Consider the following 17,095-nt stretch of genomic DNA (forward strand, 5'->3'; position numbering starts at 1 on the left):
GTCAGCCAAGCCGCGCCGGGATCAGCCCGCGCAGCGAGTTGCCGACGAAGATCGCCTTCGCCGCCTTCAGATCGTCGAAGCTGTAGATCGCTTCCACGGCGTGGCCTTCGTCCAGAAGCGCGCCGCGCAATATTCCAGGCAAAAGGCCGCAGTCGAGGCGGGGCGTGGCGAGCGGGCCGTTGCCGAAATCGGCGAAGAGATTGGTGATCGTGCCCTCGCAGATCTCTCCGCGCTCGTTGGCTAAAAGCACTTCGTCGGCGCGCGTGGCGAGATATTCCGCGCGGGCATGCGTGTAGACCTGACGCAGGCTGGTCTTGTGACGCAGCAGCGTGTTGGCTGAATCGAGACGAATCCGCGCCAGCTCCAGCTGCCAGACCTTGTCGGCGGGCAGCGGTTCATAGGCTTGAGCGGCGGCAGTCGCCTCGCCGTTGCGCTGCAAGGCAAGGCGCACGCGCAACGCGGTTCCATGCCCGCTGACGGTGTTCGAAAGCACTTCGCCGAGCCGTTCGGGATCGCAGGCGAAGCCGAGCTCGGCAGCGGACGCATAAAGCCTCGCCAGGTGGCGCTCGAAGCGCAGAAATCCGGAACCCGGCTCCCAGCGCATGGTCTCGATCAGCTCGAAGCCGGAACCGTTCCCGTCGCGAAGCGCGCTTTCAACAGACACTCCCGATACTCCTCCTCGGCGGTGGAATCGAAGACGACGCCGCCACCGACATTGTAGACGGCCTCGCCGTCGGCAAAGAGCGAGATGGTGCGGATCGCCACCGAAAAACGCATCCTGCCGCCAGGCGCGATCCAGCCGATGGCGCCGCAATAGACGTCGCGCGGCGCGCTCTCCAGTTCGTGCAGGATCTCCATGGCGCGGATTTTTGGCGCGCCGGTGATCGAGCCGCAAGGGAAGAGCGCGGCGAAAACCTGGCGGATGCCGATGCCGGGCAACAGCCTTGCCCGCACGCGACTGACCATCTGATGAACGGTCGGATAGGACTCGATGCGGAAAAGTTCCGGCACCTCCAGCGTGCCGACCTCGCTGATCAGTGAGATGTCGTTGCGCAGCAAATCGACGATCATCCTGTTCTCAGCCTGGTTCTTCCCGTCGTTGCGCAGGAAGGCCTTCAGCCGCGCGTCCTCGGACTTGGTCGCGCCGCGCGGCGCGGTGCCCTTCATCGGATGCGTCTCGATCATGCCGTCGGCGTCGATCTCGAAAAACAGTTCGGGCGAGCGCGACAGGACGATCGGATCGCCGAGCGAGACCAGCGCGCCATATTTCACTGGCTGGCGTTCCGTCAGCGCGTCGAAGGCCGCGAGCGGATCGCCGGACCACTGCGCGCGGACCGAGAAGGTGAGGTTGCCCTGGTAGCAGTCCCCCTTGCGGATATGGTTGTGCAGACGCGCGAAGCGGCCGGCATAGTCCTCCGCGGACCACGCTGCCCTGGCATTTAAGATCGGGCCGTTGCTGGCGGACCCGGTCTTTTGCGGCACGGCCTGTTCGACGGGCGCATCGAAGACGCCGAGACAGATCAGCGGCGCGCGCCGGCCTTCGGGCAGCAGCGGCACCAGTTTCGGCTCGAGCAGGTAGCCGGCCTCGTAGGAGAAATAGCCCGCCAGCCATTTGCCGGCGTCGGAAGCAGCCTGGGCTCGCTCGAGCGCCGGTACGAACTCCTCCGCAGTGCGCGCGAGAATGATCTCGTGCTGCCGCTCGAACACCAGCTGACGCGCGCTCTCGTCATTGCGGAATATGGCTGCGGGCAGGGGCATGAGCCTCGGAAGCGGACAATTCAGTCGATCGCTCTATATGGGGGGCCGGCGAGGCGCAATCGAGAGAGCGGCGTCGGGCGGCGCAAAGGCGGCTGGCCCAAAACAAAGACGGCGCCGTGTGGGCGCCGCCTAGTACCACCAGACGGATATTCAGGTGTTGCTTGCGGTTCCAGCCGTCGGAAACTGCCTGGCGAACTCGGCCTCGTCGCCGGCGGCCAGCAATTTCGCCTGCTCGATCCATTTCTCGCGCGCGATGCGGCCGTCAAAATTGAGCACCTCCTCGATGCGTTTGACGTCAGCGTCGGTCCAGGCGGCGATCTGGGCGTAGGTGGTGACGCCCTGGCCCTTGAGCAGCTTTTCGTTGACCGGGCCGATGCCGATGAGGCGACGCAGACTGTCGGCTTTGCCGCGCGCGGCTTTCGGCGCGGCAGCTTTCTTGGCGGGAGCCGCCTTCTTCGGCGCGGCTGGCTTCGCCGCGGGCTTCGCTGCCGCAGTTTTCGTGGCCGCCGGCTTCTTCGCTGCGGCGGGCTTCGCGGGAGCGACCTTCGCCGCTGCTGATGTCGCGCTCGCCGGGGTCGACATCAGCGCCGCTGGCGCCGGCGTGGCGGCCTTGTCGGCGCCGGCCTTGGCGGCAGGCGCGTTACGCAGCCGGCTTTCGAGATCGGCACGGGCACGGCCGCAGGCATCGAGCTCGCCCTTCAGCCGATCGCTGTCGGCGCGCAGCGTGTCGCGCTCGCTTCGCGTGCGGTCGAGATCGCCACGCAGACTGTCGAGTTCGCCGCGCAGGCGGCCCCAGATGAACCAGCCAACCAGGATACCCACAACGAACGCCAGGAGCATGTAGAAGAAAGTGCTCATTTTCCTCTCCAGTCCGATCCGTCGGCAGCGGCTGGCAGGACGCGCTTCCGCCAAGGATCGTCAAAGGTTCCGTGTTCGGTGGAACCGCCGGCTTCAATCGAGCCATCGGCGTTCGGTCTTGTCCGGACCGACGGCCATCATCGCATTCGCCGTAGCGGAGCGGCAGGCATCTCTGGCCTGCGCAATGCGTCCGGCTGAGCTTGGGGTCGGACGCTATCATATGGCTTGTCGAAAGCCAGTTGAAAATGCGCCGGAGAGTTATTGAAGAACAGCTATTTAGGGCAAGAATAGAGTCTGGCTAATATGCGTCTTGGCTAAACTACAGCCGCGGATGCACTCTTCGTTGCTGATCACTTGTCCAGCGCTTCCAATTCGTCGATCAGCGAACCGATCACGCCAAGGCCGATCTGCCAGAAAGCGGGATCGGTGGCGTCGAGGCCGAAGGGCGCCAGTAGCTCGGAGTGATGCTTGGTGCCGCCGGCGCGCAGCATTTCGAAATACTTCTCCTGAAACCCACGCTCGGCATTCTGGTAGACGGCGTAAAGCGAGTTCACCAGACAGTCGCCGAAGGCATAGGCATAGACATAGAAGGGCGAATGGATGAAGTGCGGGATATAGGTCCAGAAGACCTCGTAGCCGTCGCGCAGCTTGATCGCCGGTCCCAGGCTTTCGGCCTGCACCTCGAGCCAGAACTCGCCAAGCCTGTCCGACGTCAGCTCGCCGTTCTTGCGCTCGGTATGCACCTTGCGTTCGAACTCATAGAAGGCGATCTGGCGCACGACCGTGTTGATCATGTCCTCGACCTTCTGAGCGAGCATGGCCTTGCGCTCGCGTCTGTCGCTGGTCTGCTCGAGCAGGGAGCGGAAGGTCAGCATCTCGCCGAAGACGGAGGCGGTCTCGGCCAGCGTCAGCGGCGTCGAGGCCATCAGCGCGCCCTGGCCGGCGGCCAGCACTTGATGCACGCCATGACCGAGCTCATGCGCCAGGGTCATCACGTCGCGCGGCTTCCCCATGTAGTTGAGCAGCACGTAAGGATGTGCCGACGGCACTGTCGGGTGGGCGAAGGCGCCGGGCGACTTGCCCGGCCGCACTGGCGCGTCGATCCATCTGCGATCGAAAAAGCCGCGCGCGATTTCGGCCATGTCGGGCGAGAAGCGCTGGTAGGCGGAAAGCACCGTGTCCCTGGCGTCGTCCCAACGGATCACCGCCTTCGGCGTCTCCGGCAGCGGCGCGTTGCGGTCCCAGTGGTTCATCACTTCCATGCCAAGCCAGCGCGCCTTCATCGCGTAATAGCGGTGCGACAGCCGCGGATACGCCTCGCGCACGGCCGCGGCCAGCGCGTCGACGACGTCGCGCTCGACCCGGTTGGCGAGGTGGCGCGAGTCGGCGATATCCTGGAAGCCGCGCCAGCGGTCGGAGATTTCCTTGTCCTTGGCCAAGGTGTTGGTGATGAGCGTGAAGGTGCGCAGGTTCTTACGGAAGGTGGTGGCGAGCGCCTCGGAGGCGCGGCGGCGAACTTCGCCATTGGCATCCTGCAACCGATTGAGCGCAGGCTCAAGCGTCAGCTCCTCGCCGTCGACGTCGAAGCGCAGGTCGGTCATCGTCTCGTCGAACAGACGGTTCCAGGCGCCGCGCCCGGTGACCGACTTTTCGTGGAACAATTGCTCGACGCGATCCTCGAGCTGGTAGGGTTTGTCCTTCCTGAGGTCGAGCACCCAGGGCCGGTAGTGGCCGAAGGCCTTGTCGGCGGCCAAAGCGCTCTCGATCGCCGCATCATCGATCAGGTTGAGCTCAAGCGCAAAGAACAGAAGATGGGCGCTCGCGTCCGTCATCTTTTCCTGGACGTCGCCATAGAGCTTGGCGCGCTGCGGGTCGGCTGTGTTGCCGGCATAGACGAGGCCGGCATAGGAGACGATGCGGCCGATCAGCTCCTCGAGCGCCTCATAGGCTTTCAGCGCCTCGCCCAGCCGGCCGGCGCCGTCGCGCCCGGCTTCCGCAGCCAGCGTGCCTTTCCAGCGAGTTTCGAACGCGATGGCGTCGCTGGCCGCTTTGGCGATATCGCGCTTCAACTCGGGCGCTTCCATGCCGGAATAGAGATCGGCGAGATTCCACTCCGGCAGATCGCCAAGCTCCGTCGCGCCCTGGCCAGATGCCGGCGCCGCAAGCCGCCGACCAAACATCATGCGCATCAACAACACCTTCTTTGAATCAGACGGGCCAGAATCAAGGGGAAAGCAAAGCCGGTCAAATCCTAAGGAATTCGTTCACCGGGTTTTTTGAAACCTTATTTAGAACCCTGTGCCAAGATGATCCATGGGGATTTTCTCGGGCGGAAAACTCAAACAGTCATGACAGGTTCCATACTCATAGTCGATGACGATCCGGTGCAGCGCAGGCTTGTCGAGGCGGCGCTGACCAAGTTCGGGCACACCGCGATCGTCACCGATAGCGGCGAGGGCGGCCTCGACGTGCTCGACGGGCCGAACGCGCGCGAGGTCTCGGTCGTCATTCTCGACCTTGTCATGCCTGGCCTCGGCGGCATCGGTGTGCTGAAGGCGATGCGCGAGCGCGGCATCAACATTCCCGTCATCGTGCAGACGGCCCAGGGCGGCATCGAGACGGTCGTTTCGGCGATGCGGCACGGCGCCTTCGACTTCGTCGTCAAGCCGGCGTCGCCCGACAGGCTGCAGACCGCCATCTCCAACGCGCTCAAGGTCGAGGCCGTCGAGGATGAGATGAAGCGCGCGTCGCGGCGGCGCGGCGGCGGCCATCTCACCTTCAAGGACATGATCACGCGCAGCCCGGCAATGGACCGGGTGATCCGCCTTGGACAGAAGGCGGCGGCCTCCAACATCCCGATCCTGATCGAGGGCGAGTCTGGCGTCGGCAAGGAACTGGTGGCGCGCGCCATCCAGGGCAGCGGCGATCGCCGTTCGAAGCCCTTTGTCACCGTCAATTGCGGCGCAATCCCGGATAATCTCGTCGAATCGATCCTGTTCGGCCACGAGAAGGGGTCCTTCACGGGCGCCACCGAGAAGCATACGGGCAAATTCGTCGAGGCGAATTCCGGCACGCTGTTCCTCGACGAAATCGGCGATCTGCCGCTCGACGTTCAGGTCAAGCTGCTGCGTGCCGTGCAGGAGGGCGAGGTCGATCCTGTCGGCGGCCGTTCGACCGTCAAGGTCGATATCCGCCTGATCTCGGCTACGCACCGCAACCTTCTGCAGCAGGTCAAGGACGGCAAGTTCCGCGAAGACCTGTTCTATCGACTGAACGTCTATCCGATCTTCGTGCCGCCGCTGCGCGACCGCCGCGACGACATCCCCTATCTCGTCCGGCATTTCATGGAAAAGGTCGCTCCGGCCGATCCGCGTCGCCGCCTTGCCGGCATATCGGCGCCAGCGCTTGCGATGCTGCAGGCCTACGACTGGCCGGGCAACATTCGCCAACTGGAAAATGCGGTCTTCCGCGCGTCGGTGCTTGCCGAGGGGGACGTGCTGACCGAGGAGGAGTTCCCGCAGATCCGGGCGCAGGTGGAAGGCACGGTCAATCTCGGAGCGGAACCGGCGTCCGCCACAACCGAAACGGTTGCGGAAGGGGCTGTGCGAGCGGATGAGACGGTTGGCCAGACAACAGGATCTGCCTTGTCGGACGGCGAAATCCCGTCCAGGCCGCAGCCCCGGTTCGGAACGCTGCGGGCGCTGGACGAGCGGGGCAATGTGCGGGCGCTGGCCGACGTCGAACTCGAGATGATCAAGCTCGCGATCGACCACTACAATGGCCAGATGAGCGAAGTCGCGCGCCGGTTGGGCATCGGCCGATCGACTCTCTACCGCAAGTTGAAAGAATATGGCATTGATCCCGAAGCTGGTCGAGTCGACCGGCTTGCCTCCTGACAGGCAAGCCTCGAACCAGCTCGCCCGCCTAAAAACCGAGTCAAATTGTCGCTTTTGACGTGAAAACGCAGGGTTTTCAGCGGCTAAGGTTGCTGAGGATCACGCATTAACGCTAACGGTAACAGATCGTGTTCTGACCGGGGCCGGATTCTTGATCTAAACCAGCGGTTTACCACGAAATGCTTGCATCATTTTTGACGGGATATCGCCACGGTGTTACCGCATTTCGGCTTCAATAAACGATGATTAACCATTAGGATCGATATTCGGATGTGAAAACCATGCATCCGTTTGGTCAAATCCGGGGACAAACGGCAGCCTGAAAGCCATTTGATTTGAACAAAATCGAACGACACACAAACGGGCGGCATTTTCACATGAGCGTCTGGCCGAGGTGGCTGACGTTTGTGATTTTGGCTGTCGGGTTCCTGTCCGCAGCAATGTCGGGCGCGAGGGCTGAGGTTCGTACGCTCAAGCTCTATCACCTGCACACGCACGAGAAGGCCGAGATCGTCTACAAGCGCAATGGCCGCTACGATCCGGAAGGCTTGCGCAAGATCAACATCATCCTGCGCGACTGGCGCCGCAACGAGCCGACCAAGATGGATCCGCGGCTGCTCGACCTCGTCTGGGAAGCTTATCGCGAAGCCGGCGCGACCGACTACATCCAGGTCGTCTGCGGCTATCGCTCGCCGTCGACCAACGCGATGCTGCGCTCGCGCAGCCGCGGCGTCGCCGAGAAGAGCCAGCACATGCTGGGCAAGGCGATGGACTTCTACATCCCCGGCGTGCCGCTGAAGAAGCTGCGCAACATCGGCCTCAAGATGCAGGGAGGCGGCGTCGGCTACTACCCGACCTCCGGCTCGCCTTTCGTCCATATGGATGTCGGCAATGTCCGCCACTGGCCGGGCATCAGCCGCCAGGAGCTGGTCAGCCTGTTCCCGAATGGCAAGACGCTGCATGTGCCGAGCGACGGGCGTCCGCTGCCCGGCTATGAGCAGGCGCTGGCCGCCTATCAGGCGCGCAAGGGCGCCGGCACGCCCAATATCGAGCTGGCCAGCGCAGGCGGCTCGACCAAGCGGTCCGGCGGATTGCTTGCCGCCTTGTTCGGCGGTGGCGCCGACGAGGCGGATGACGCGGCCGATGAAAGCGCTCCGGCGCCTCAGCAGAAAGCTGTGAAGCAGGTTCAGGTCGCGAGCGCCGCGCCGGCCCGCAACAGTAATCTTCCGGGTATCGCGATCGTTGCGCCGAAGGATGCCAAGCGCGCCAACCTCCCGCAGGTCGCGGATGAGAGCGCCGACGATCAGCAGCAACCGGAGCAAGATACGCCGGAGACGATCATCGCCGCGTTGCCGCCCAAGGAAGTTCCGCTGCCCGACTTCGCGCCGCGCCCGAAGGTTGATGTCGGCCAGCAGACGCCGCAGAACGTGCCGTTCGCCATGGCGGATGCCTCGACGACGACCGAGCAGGCGGTTTCGACGGCGAAGGCGCCCTTGCCGGATAAGGTTCCGTTCGGCGCAGCCAGCGCCGCCGAGGCGGCGAGCACCGATCCAGCGCAGGTGGCGGTCAACAACATCCCGCTTCCGACCTGGCGCCCCGACCGCTCGATGCCGGCCGAATTGGAGTCGAAGGACAAGAACATGCTTCTGGCGCTGGCCGAAACGGCTTCGCAGGACAAGAGCGCCACCGACGCGTTTTCCGTGCTGCCGACCGCGCGGCCGCAGCCCGGCAAGCAGGATGAGGTCAAGGCCGTTCTCGAACAGGCCAACGCGACCGTCGAGGCCGGCGGCGCGGGCGCCGAATACCAGCTTGCGTCGCTGACCGAACCCGAGCCGCGCTCGGCGTTCAACGACCCGTCAGGGGCCGATGCGGCCTCGCCACGCCAAGCCATCGCCGCCCTTCCGGCCGGCAGCGATCCCGCGAAGGCGATCGGCGCCGGCGTGAAGACGACGGCCAAGGAAGGCAGAGCCTCGTCCCGCGACCTCAAGCCCGGACCGAAGGCCATGGTGGTGGCGGCACCGCCGCAGGCCGCGCGCTGGGCGCTGGGCAGCGGCGTGAACATTGCTTCGGTTTCCGACCCGACGACGGCTCCGCGTTATGCCTATAACATCGTGCATACGCCGCCGAGCGAAGTGTACACCGCCGGCTTCCAAACGAATGGCGAGATGCAAGATGCCAGCCGTTTCAGCGGCAACGCGGTCAAGTTCCTGTCGGTCGCCCGTTTCCAGACGAAATAGCGATCCCGCCAGACACCGGACAAGCCGCGTTGGGGACAGCGCGGCTTTTGTTTTCGTCCCAGAAAGATGTTTGATCGCCCGGTCTTCCCGCTTCGTCTAATGGTAGGACAGCGCCCTTTGAAGGCGTGAATCGTGGTTCGAATCCATGAGCGGGAACCAGTCCTCGGTCGGCGTTGTTTGGCGTTGCGGTGGCTGCATCGGCTTAGAGGTCGGCGCCAGCAGGCCCGTCCTAAAGCGCGTCGCGATCCTTCGGATTCGCTCCATGCGCTTTAGGTTTTCGATTTTACGCATGTCTTTATCACGAAACCGGTTCCCACTTTCGGGAGACTTGCTTTAATGTTCAGTCGACTTGCAGCGCAACCGCTTCGCCCATGGCCAGAAGCCGGGCGGCGTCGCGCCCCGGAGGCAATCCGAACTGGCGCGCATATTCGCGGCTGAACTGGGAGGCGCTTTCGTAGCCGACGGTGAAAGCAACCTGCGCCGCGCCGCCCGGTTGGGCAATCAGCAGATGACGGGCTTCCAGCAGGCGAAGCTGCTTCTGATACTGGATCGGGCTCATCGCCGTCGCCGCCTTGAAGTGGCGATGAAACGAAGCATTACTCATATTGGCGAGTGCAGCCAGTTCCGTCACATCGATGGGCTCATTGTAATGCCCGCGTATCCACGCGGTGGCGCGGCGGATCTGCGACAGGCGGCCGTCGGAGCTTGCAAGGTGCCGCAGTTTTCCGCCTTGCGGGCCCTGCAAGAGCCTGAAGGCGATCTCGCGTTCGAGCATGGGCGCCAGCACCGGAATCTCTTCCGGCCGGTCGAGCAGCCGCAGCATCCGTCGCCAGGCGTCGAGCAGGTCATCATCGGCCGTGTTGGTGACGAAGTTGTCGCCGTCGATCGCCGGCCGATGGTCGATAAGCAGGCCGGCGATCAGCTCGATATCGATGGCGAAGGCTAGAGCCATGTAGGGACAGGATCTGCTGGCCTCGATCAACTGGCTGGTGGCGGGCGCCTCCACCGCATAGACGAAATAGCTGCCGGCGCTGTAGGCAAGGGTGCGGTTGCCGATCAGCACCGTTTTAGTTCCCTGCAGGACCAGAAGCGCGGTCGGCTGGCAGAGCTCTGGCAGCGGCGGCGTTGGAACCTCGCTGCGACCGATGGTGACGCGCGGGATCACTGTTTTCGTCCGACGCCCCCGCGCATGACGCCCGGCCATGGCGATCAATTCCTGCAGTATGTCACTCATCTTTCAAGCATCGCCGATCGGAGAGGGTCTCGCAACCAAGCGGCGCGAAGACGCGCACCCGGATGACGCGCTAGCGCGCACCTGGGTGACGCGCAAGCGCGCACCTGGGGGACGCGAAGACGCGCCCCTGAGAGGATTAGGCAAGAGGACGCGAGTATCGGGCGTGCGAAGCGGACCGGCTCACGTCATGTCTAGGTCTCCAAAAGGAGACATCGATATGACGACGCGAAAGACTGCATTGGTGACCGGCGCCAACAAGGGTATCGGCCTTGAGACCGCCCGGCGGCTTGCTGCAATAGGATTCAAGGTCTGGCTCGGCGCACGCGACGCCGGGCGGGGCGAGGCCGCGGCGCAGGCATTGCGTGATGAGGGGCTTGATGTCGAGTGGCTCGAGCTCGACGTCGCGAGCGACGACAGCGTGGCGGTCGCGACCAGGGACCTGACGGCGCGCGTGTCCGCTCTCGATGCGCTGGTCAACAATGCCGGCGTGGCCCTTGGATATGTCGACGCGCTCGACGCGGACGGCCGCTATGAACGGCCGCCGAGCCGCGAGAATATCGCGGATGTGAAAGCCATTTACGACGTCAACGTCTTCGGTCCGGTGCGGGTCACCCAGGCGTTCCTGCCGCTGCTCCTGGCATCGCTCCCTTCACGTATCGTCATGGTGAGCAGCTATCTCGGATCGCTGGCGCGCGCGTCCGGCAACAGCCAGTCGCCCAACGTCATGGGCTATGGCAGCTCGAAGACCGCGCTCAACGCCGTCACGCTTGCCTTCGCCAGGGAACTCGCGCCGCACGGCATCATGGTCAATGCCGCCGCTCCCGGCTACACCGCGACGGACCTCAACGCCCACAGAGGTGGCCGCACGGTGCAGCAGGCGGCCGAGATCATCGTGCGGCTGGCGACGTTGGAACCAGGCGGACCGACTGGAGGCTATTTCGATGAGAACGGCGCGCTGCCCTGGTGAAAGCGCCGACTACTTCTTGAGCTTGCTCGCCTCGCGCGCCAGCGCTTCGATCTCGTCCCACTTGCCGGCTTTGATGAGATCGTCGGGCGCCACCCAGGAGCCGCCGACGCAGGTGACGTTGGGCAGGCTCAGATAGTCCGCAGCGTTCTTGGCCGTTATGCCGCCGGTCGGGCAGAATATCACGTCGGCGAGCGGCGATGCGAAAGCCTTCAGCGAAGCGATGCCGCCGGACTGCTCGGCCGGGAAGAATTTCAGGAAGCGCAGGCCGGCCTCGCGCGCGGCCATGATCTCGCCGGGCGTGATGGCGCCGGGCAGCAGCGGCACGGGGCTCTCCTTGGCCGCTTCGAGGAGCTGGCTGGTGATGCCCGGGCTAACGATGAATTTCGAGCCGGCGGCGGCCGCTTCATCGAACTGCTTTGCGTCGAGGATGGTGCCCGCCCCGACGACCGCGTCCTCGAGCTCGGCCGCGACGCGCCGGATCGCTTCCAGCGCATCGGCGGTGCGCAAGGTAATCTCGATCGCCCGCAAACCGCCGCGCGACAAAGCGCGGGCGAGCGGTACGGCATCGGCGACACTGGCGATCTTGAGCACCGGGATGACGGGCTGACCATTGAGGAGCGACAGGAGCTTTTCGGTCTTGCTGGTCACGTGCTGGTCTCCATTTCGATCGTTTTAAACCGATTAGCAGAAGGAATATGCCAAGTCCACGAAGGGTGGCGTGTCGTGATGCCGCGTGGCCAGTTGCATGTTGGTTGCCTTGAAAGCGCTTTCAGCACGGTCTAGTGGCATAGCCATGACAATAGCTTCGGAAATCCAGCCAATCCGCGTCGCCGCACTCTACAAATTCGCGCGGCTCGACGGATACGAAGCTCTGCGCGCGGAACTCGCCGCCTTCTGTTGCGGGCGGGGCATCAAGGGCACGCTCCTTCTGGCGCATGAAGGCATCAACGGGACCGTCGCCGGCAGCGGGGAAGCGATCGCCGCGCTGATGGATCATCTCGAGGCCATCGAAGGCCTGACCGGGCTGGAAGTCAAATACAGCAGCGCCGGCGAGATGCCGTTCCACCGCATGAAGGTTCGGCTGAAGCGCGAGATCGTCACCATGGGAGTGGAGGATATCGATCCGGCAACCAGCGCCGGGACCTATGTCGCGCCGGCCGACTGGAACGCGCTGATCTTAGATGCCGACACCGTCGTCATCGACACGCGCAACGCCTATGAAGTCTCGCTCGGCACCTTCAAGGGAGCGGTCGATCCGAAGACCTCCAGCTTCCGCGAGTTTCCGGCTTGGGTCGAGCAACATCGTGAGGATCTTGAAGGCCGCAAGGTGGCGATGTTCTGCACCGGCGGCATTCGCTGCGAGAAGGCGACGGCCTATGTGAAGTCCCTCGGCCTCAAGAATGTCTTCCATCTCAAGGGCGGCATCCTGAAATATCTCGAAGAGGTGCCGGCCGAAGAGAGCCTCTGGCAGGGCGAATGTTTCGTCTTCGACGAGCGGGTGTCCGTCTCGCATGGACTGAGCGAGGGCGAGGCGGAGCTTTGCCGCGCCTGTCGGCATCCGCTGACGGTCGAGGACCGGCTGTCGCCGAAATATGCGATCGGCGTTTCATGCCCGCATTGCTTTGAAACGCGCTCCGATGCGGATCGCGAGCGCTACGCCGAACGCCATCGGCAGGTGGAACTGGCGCAAGCGCGCGGCGGCAAGCGCCATATCGGCAATTAGGGCGCCCTGCGTCCGAAAAGCCGCCGTCATTGTAATGTCAAGACGCGGGGCCTACCTCTTGCCGGTCCGAAACTTTGCCCGCGCGCATTCGGCCGGGCCAATCCTGGAGGCATTTGATGCTCGACCCCAAGAAGCTGCTCGACGACCTTCTCGGATCGCAAATTCCCGGCACGGGCTCGACCCTGCGCGATAAGGCGGGGCAGGCGGTGCAGATGGCGAAGGACAATCCGCTGGCTGCGGGCGCGCTGGCCGCCGTGCTGCTCGGCACAGGCGCTGGCCGGCAGGTGACGGGCACGGCCATCAGGCTCGGCGGCCTGGCGGCGATCGGCGGCCTCGCCTACAAGGCCTACCAGAATTACAAGGCCGGCAACGAGCCGGCGCAGGCTCCCGCATCCGGTGAGCCGGAGCTGCTCCCGCCGCCGGCCGATACCGCTTTCGATCCAGCGCAGGCGCCGCAGGGCGAGGCCGAGTTCACGCTGACGCTGGTCAGGGCGATGATCTCTGCGGCGAAGGCCGACGGCCATATCGACGAGGAAGAGCGCAAGAAGATCGCCGACAAGCTTAAGCTCGCCGGTATCGGCGCGGAAGCGGAAGAATTCCTGCTCGCCGAGCTTGATAGCCCGCTTGATGTCGACAAGCTGGTCGCCGGCGCCAAGACCGATGCCCAGAAGCTCGAGCTCTATACCGCCTCGCGACTTACAATCGATCCCGACACGCGCGCCGAGCGCGGCTATCTCGACCTGCTTGCCGGCCGGCTCGGCCTGCCGGATGCTCTGGTCGATCATGTCGAGGCGACCGTTTCGGCGGCCAAGGTGCCGGCAGGCGACGCGCCCAATTCGCCGTGGTGAACCAGTGTTGGTAAACGCCGCTGCGCACCGCCTTGCCGGTCGTTAATGCCTCGTTAACTCAGCAAGCGCATTATTCTAATCAGTCGGACCGGCTTTTCCTCCTCCCAAGCGCGGTTCAGATCGGGGCGGTCGCCAATGGCCGCCCTTTTTGTTGGTCCTTTTATCGCCAACAGCGGCTTGCCATGATCCCCGGCATTTGCGATGCCACGTCTTTCCGTCGATGACCGGGAGGACGGCGATGACAGCCATAGCAGAGAAGACCGCCATCGTGACCGGCGCCGGCACCGGCATCGGCAGGAGCGTCGCCACGGCATTGCTCCAGGCAGGCTGGAACACAGTGTTCTGCGGGCGCCGCAAGGCGGTGCTGGAAGAGGCGATCGCCGAGGCGGGGAAGACGCACGCCAAGGCATTGGCCGTCGCCTGCGACATCAGCAAGGCCGACCAGGTCGACGATATGTTCGAGACCGTGCTCGAAGCCTTCGGCCGCGTCGACCTGCTCTTCAACAATGCCGGCATGGGCTACAAGTCGACGCTGATCGACGAGATCCCGGTCGAGGTCTGGAACGATCTCGTTGGCGTCAATCTCACTGGATCGTTCCTGTGCGCCCGCGCGGCCTTCGGCGCGATGCGAAGACAGAAGCCGATGGGTGGCCGCATCATCAACAACGGCTCGGTGTCGGCCTATGCGCCGCGTCCGGGTTCCGTGCCCTATACGGCGACCAAGCACGCAATCACCGGGCTCACCAAGACGCTGGCGCTCGACGGTCGGCCCTTCGACATCGCCTGCGGCCAGATCGACATCGGCAACGCGCTGACGGAGATGGCGCAGCCGATGACGGTGGGCGTGCCGCAGGCCAATGGCTCGATCGCCGCCGAGGCGGTGATGGATGTGCAGCGCGTCGCCGACGCAGTGCTGCATATGGCGAGCCTGCCGCTCGACGCCAACGTGCTGTTCATGACGGTGATGGCGACGAAAATGCCTTTTGTTGGGCGCGGATGAGCCAGCGCGCCGAGCCTAACCGCTCACACTTTTCCTGGAATTAGTCGCCGAGCACCCGGCGGCGTTCCTCGAACTCGTTCTTGTCGATCTCGCCGCGCGCGAAGCGCTCCTTGAGAATGTCGAGAGGCGTCCGGCCCGGCGGCGTCTGATGGGGCGATACCGGACCCAGTCCCCATTGCCAGCGAGTGACGAAACCCACAAGGACGACGAAAAAGAGGATCATGAACAAGGGACCGAAAATCATCGCCCAACCTCCGCCCCACCACATCATCCCGGGACCATAGGCATATCTGTCGGCATCCGATGCCTGTGCCCACGCGGCCCTGGGGACAAGGGCTAAGACCACGCTGATTGCGACGGCCGCCGATTCAATCAAGCCTTTACGCATGGGAGCTGTCCTGACGTTTCCATGGATAATCCTACGACTCTGGGCAGCCCGGCACCTTGCGCTGGATCAAACATCTGCTTTCGCTCAGCGCGGTGACAATGTTTGCGAAGACCATGTCGGCGGATTCCAGCCGGCCGCAAGGATGCAATGATTGTGGCTCGGGGCGGGGCAACTCACCAGAGCGGAACTGAGGTTTCGCCGACCTTGCCGCGGGGAGTGGAGTTCACTTCTTCAGAAACGCCTCGATCCGCTCCAGCGCGCGCAGGATATTCTGCTCGGAATTGGCGTATGAAAGCCGGATATAGCCTTCGCCAAGCACGCCGAAATCGGGGCCGCCGATCAGCGCCACGCCGGCATCCTCCAACAATGCCGAGGCGAGCTTTTTGGCTTTCCAGCCGGTCTTCGACACGTTGGGGAAGGCATAGAAGGCGCCTTTTGGGGTGATGCAGGAAATGCCGGGAAGCGCGTTCAACCCCTCGACCACAATCTTGCGGCGGTTGTCGAAGGCACGCATCATCTTCTCGACATCGTCCTGCGGGCCGTCGATCGCGGCGATCCCGGCAAACTGGCTCGGCGCATTGACGCAGGACCAGCAGTTCACAGCCAGCTTGCGCACCTTGTCGTAGAGATGAGCGCCCTTGTCGCCGTTCGGCCAGATCGACCAGCCCATGCGCCAGCCGGTCATCGCCCAGGTCTTCGACCAGCCGTTGAGCACGATCAGCCGGTCGCGGATCTCCGGAAAGTTGAGCAGGGAGCAGTGCTTCTCGCCGTCATAGGTCATGACGTCGTAGATCTCGTCCGACATGATCGCGACCTCAGGATGCTTCTCCAGGCCCTTGACCAGCTTCTCGATCTCGGCGCGGGGTGTGACACCGCCGGTTGGATTGGCGGGCGAGTTGAGGATGAGCAGCCTGGTCTTCGGCGTGATCAGCGCCAGCGTCTCATCCGCCGAGAAGGCAAAGCCGTTCTCCTCGCGGATCGGCACGGGCACCGGCGCCGCGCCGGTGAACTCGATCATCGAGCGGTAGATCGGAAAGCCGGGGTCGGGGTAGAGGATCTCGGCGCCCGGTTCGCCGAACATCAGGATTGCGGCGAACATCGTCGGCTTGCCGCCGGGCAGGACCATCACGTTCTCGGGCGAGACCTCGACGCCGGTGGTGGTCAGCGTGCGGCGCACGACCGCCTCGCGAGTGGCCAAGAGGCCGTTGGCCGGCGTGTAGCCGTGGTGGCCGTCGCGCAGCGCCTTAATCGCCGCCTCGACGATGTGCTGCGGTGTCTTGAAGTCCGGCTGGCCGATGCCGAGATTGATGATGTCGCGGCCCTGATGGGCAAGCGCGGTGGCCCTCGCCAGCACCGCGAAGGCATTTTCCTCGCCGAGACGATCGAAGGCGGCGACCGTGTGGAGCATTTTTCCCGTCCCTGTGGTTCTTTCTGTGAGCGAGCGTTTTTGTGACCGTCCGCTGGGAAAAGTCAACGGATTGGAGTGCTCGGTGTCGGAAGATCTGAAGAATTGGCAGCCGCGCCCACGGCCGGAACGCAAGGCGGTCGAGGGTCGCACAGTCAGGCTCGAGCCGCTGAGCGCGGCAAAGCATGGCGACGGCCTTTACGAGGCCTCCTCGGTTTCCGATGCCGGCGGGCGTTTCGCCTGGCTGCCTGATTACCCGCCGGAAACCCGCGCCGCCTTCCAGCCCTGGCTCGACAAGGCGGAAGCCAGCGAGGATCCGCTGTTCTTCACCGTCATCGACAAGGCGAGCGGCAAGATCGCCGGGCGCCAGACGCTGATGCGCATCGACGCAAGCAACGGCGTCGGTGAAATCGGCAACATCTATTGGGGGCCGCTGATCTCACGCAAGCCGGCGGCGACCGAGGCGCAGTTCCTGTTTGCGAGATATCTTTTCGACGACCTCGGCTACCGGCGCTACGAGTGGAAATGCAACAACCGCAACGAACCCTCGAAACGCGCCGCCGAGCGCTTCGGTTTCAAGTTCGAAGGCATCTTCCGCCAGCATCTTGTGGTCAAGGGTGAAAACCGCGATACGGCGTGGTATTCGATCATCGACAAGGAATGGCCGGCCTTGCGCAAGGCCTACGAAGCCTGGCTCGATCCGGCGAATTTCGATGACGAAGGCGGCCAGAAGCGGCGCCTTGAGGATTTCCGCGCCGAATTCGGAGCGTGACAGGAGTTT

15 protein-coding genes and 1 tRNA gene are annotated in these 17,095 nt (G+C 64.0%); 8 read left to right on the forward strand and 8 right to left on the reverse strand.

What is annotated here, in order from left to right; genetic code table 11:
- Window position 1: 1 nt before the first annotated feature.
- The 4 genes from P9272_RS19930 to P9272_RS19945 form a co-directional block, all read right to left on the reverse strand.
- The gene (locus tag P9272_RS19930) at window positions 2-664 is read right to left on the reverse strand and encodes an aminotransferase class IV family protein (protein ID WP_278161864.1); all 663 of its coding nucleotides are present in this window, start codon (window positions 662-664) and stop codon (window positions 2-4) included.
- The gene (locus P9272_RS19935) at window positions 613-1,758 is read right to left on the reverse strand and encodes an aminodeoxychorismate synthase component I (protein WP_278161865.1); all 1,146 of its coding nucleotides are present in this window, start codon (window positions 1,756-1,758) and stop codon (window positions 613-615) included. Before P9272_RS19935 ends, P9272_RS19930 begins: the two co-directional genes overlap by 52 nt.
- Before the next feature lie 150 nt (window positions 1,759-1,908).
- Window positions 1,909-2,616 (reverse strand): proton-conducting membrane transporter, encoded by a 708-nt coding sequence (locus P9272_RS19940; protein WP_128256064.1) that lies wholly within the window; start codon window positions 2,614-2,616, stop codon window positions 1,909-1,911.
- A 350-nt stretch (window positions 2,617-2,966) separates the two neighbouring features.
- The gene (locus tag P9272_RS19945) at window positions 2,967-4,805 is read right to left on the reverse strand and encodes a M3 family oligoendopeptidase (RefSeq protein ID WP_278161866.1); all 1,839 of its coding nucleotides are present in this window, start codon (window positions 4,803-4,805) and stop codon (window positions 2,967-2,969) included.
- A 159-nt stretch (window positions 4,806-4,964) separates the two neighbouring features.
- Between P9272_RS19945 and P9272_RS19950 the strand changes: the two genes are divergently transcribed.
- From P9272_RS19950 to P9272_RS19960, 3 genes are all read left to right on the forward strand, one after another.
- Complete coding sequence (locus tag P9272_RS19950) at window positions 4,965-6,512, forward strand: sigma-54 dependent transcriptional regulator (RefSeq protein ID WP_278161867.1); 1,548 nt, start codon at window positions 4,965-4,967, stop codon at window positions 6,510-6,512.
- Window positions 6,513-6,889: 377 nt separating this feature from the next.
- Complete coding sequence (locus tag P9272_RS19955; RefSeq protein WP_278161868.1) at window positions 6,890-8,749, forward strand: DUF882 domain-containing protein; 1,860 nt, start codon at window positions 6,890-6,892, stop codon at window positions 8,747-8,749.
- A gap of 85 nt (window positions 8,750-8,834) precedes the next feature.
- Window positions 8,835-8,908, forward strand: a tRNA-Gln gene (locus tag P9272_RS19960).
- 181 nt (window positions 8,909-9,089) lie between these two features.
- Here the strand turns inward: P9272_RS19960 and P9272_RS19965 are convergent.
- The gene (locus tag P9272_RS19965; RefSeq protein WP_278161869.1) at window positions 9,090-9,983 is read right to left on the reverse strand and encodes an AraC family transcriptional regulator; all 894 of its coding nucleotides are present in this window, start codon (window positions 9,981-9,983) and stop codon (window positions 9,090-9,092) included.
- 217 nt (window positions 9,984-10,200) lie between these two features.
- Here P9272_RS19965 and P9272_RS19970 point away from each other — a divergent pair, with 217 nt between their 5' ends.
- Window positions 10,201-10,950: an SDR family NAD(P)-dependent oxidoreductase gene (locus tag P9272_RS19970; protein WP_278161870.1), complete on the forward strand. Its 750-nt coding sequence runs from the start codon at window positions 10,201-10,203 to the stop codon at window positions 10,948-10,950.
- Window positions 10,951-10,959: 9 nt separating this feature from the next.
- Here P9272_RS19970 and P9272_RS19975 read toward each other — a convergent pair whose 3' ends face one another.
- Entirely contained in the window at window positions 10,960-11,598 is a 639-nt protein-coding gene (locus P9272_RS19975) for a 2-dehydro-3-deoxy-phosphogluconate aldolase (protein WP_278161871.1), read from the reverse strand.
- 145 nt (window positions 11,599-11,743) lie between these two features.
- On the opposite strand from P9272_RS19975, the gene P9272_RS19980 reads away from it, so the two are divergent.
- From P9272_RS19980 to P9272_RS19990, 3 genes are all read left to right on the forward strand, one after another.
- Window positions 11,744-12,673 (forward strand): rhodanese-related sulfurtransferase, encoded by a 930-nt coding sequence (locus P9272_RS19980; RefSeq protein WP_278161872.1) that lies wholly within the window; start codon window positions 11,744-11,746, stop codon window positions 12,671-12,673.
- Window positions 12,674-12,789: 116 nt separating this feature from the next.
- Window positions 12,790-13,521 carry a tellurite resistance TerB family protein gene (locus tag P9272_RS19985; RefSeq protein WP_278161873.1) on the forward strand — a complete coding sequence of 244 codons (732 nt, stop codon included), beginning with the start codon at window positions 12,790-12,792 and terminating at the stop codon, window positions 13,519-13,521.
- Window positions 13,522-13,759: 238 nt separating this feature from the next.
- On the forward strand, window positions 13,760-14,521 hold the full coding sequence (locus P9272_RS19990; protein WP_278161874.1) for an SDR family oxidoreductase: 762 nt from the start codon (window positions 13,760-13,762) through the stop codon (window positions 14,519-14,521).
- A 40-nt stretch (window positions 14,522-14,561) separates the two neighbouring features.
- Here the strand turns inward: P9272_RS19990 and P9272_RS19995 are convergent, their stop codons facing one another.
- Together P9272_RS19995 and P9272_RS20000 are read right to left on the reverse strand one after the other, a co-directional pair.
- Window positions 14,562-14,909 (reverse strand): SHOCT domain-containing protein, encoded by a 348-nt coding sequence (locus P9272_RS19995; RefSeq protein WP_278161875.1) that lies wholly within the window; start codon window positions 14,907-14,909, stop codon window positions 14,562-14,564.
- Window positions 14,910-15,132: 223 nt separating this feature from the next.
- Window positions 15,133-16,317 (reverse strand): pyridoxal phosphate-dependent aminotransferase, encoded by a 1,185-nt coding sequence (locus P9272_RS20000; protein WP_278161876.1) that lies wholly within the window; start codon window positions 16,315-16,317, stop codon window positions 15,133-15,135.
- Between the two features lie 82 nt (window positions 16,318-16,399).
- Here P9272_RS20000 and P9272_RS20005 point away from each other — a divergent pair, with 82 nt between their 5' ends.
- The gene (locus P9272_RS20005) at window positions 16,400-17,086 is read left to right on the forward strand and encodes a GNAT family protein (RefSeq protein ID WP_278161877.1); all 687 of its coding nucleotides are present in this window, start codon (window positions 16,400-16,402) and stop codon (window positions 17,084-17,086) included.
- The last annotated feature ends 9 nt before the right edge of the window (window positions 17,087-17,095 follow it).

Origin of the sequence: Mesorhizobium sp. WSM4976 (assembly GCF_029625685.1) — a bacterium.
In the GTDB taxonomy this organism is placed as follows: Bacteria; Pseudomonadota; Alphaproteobacteria; order Rhizobiales; family Rhizobiaceae; genus Mesorhizobium.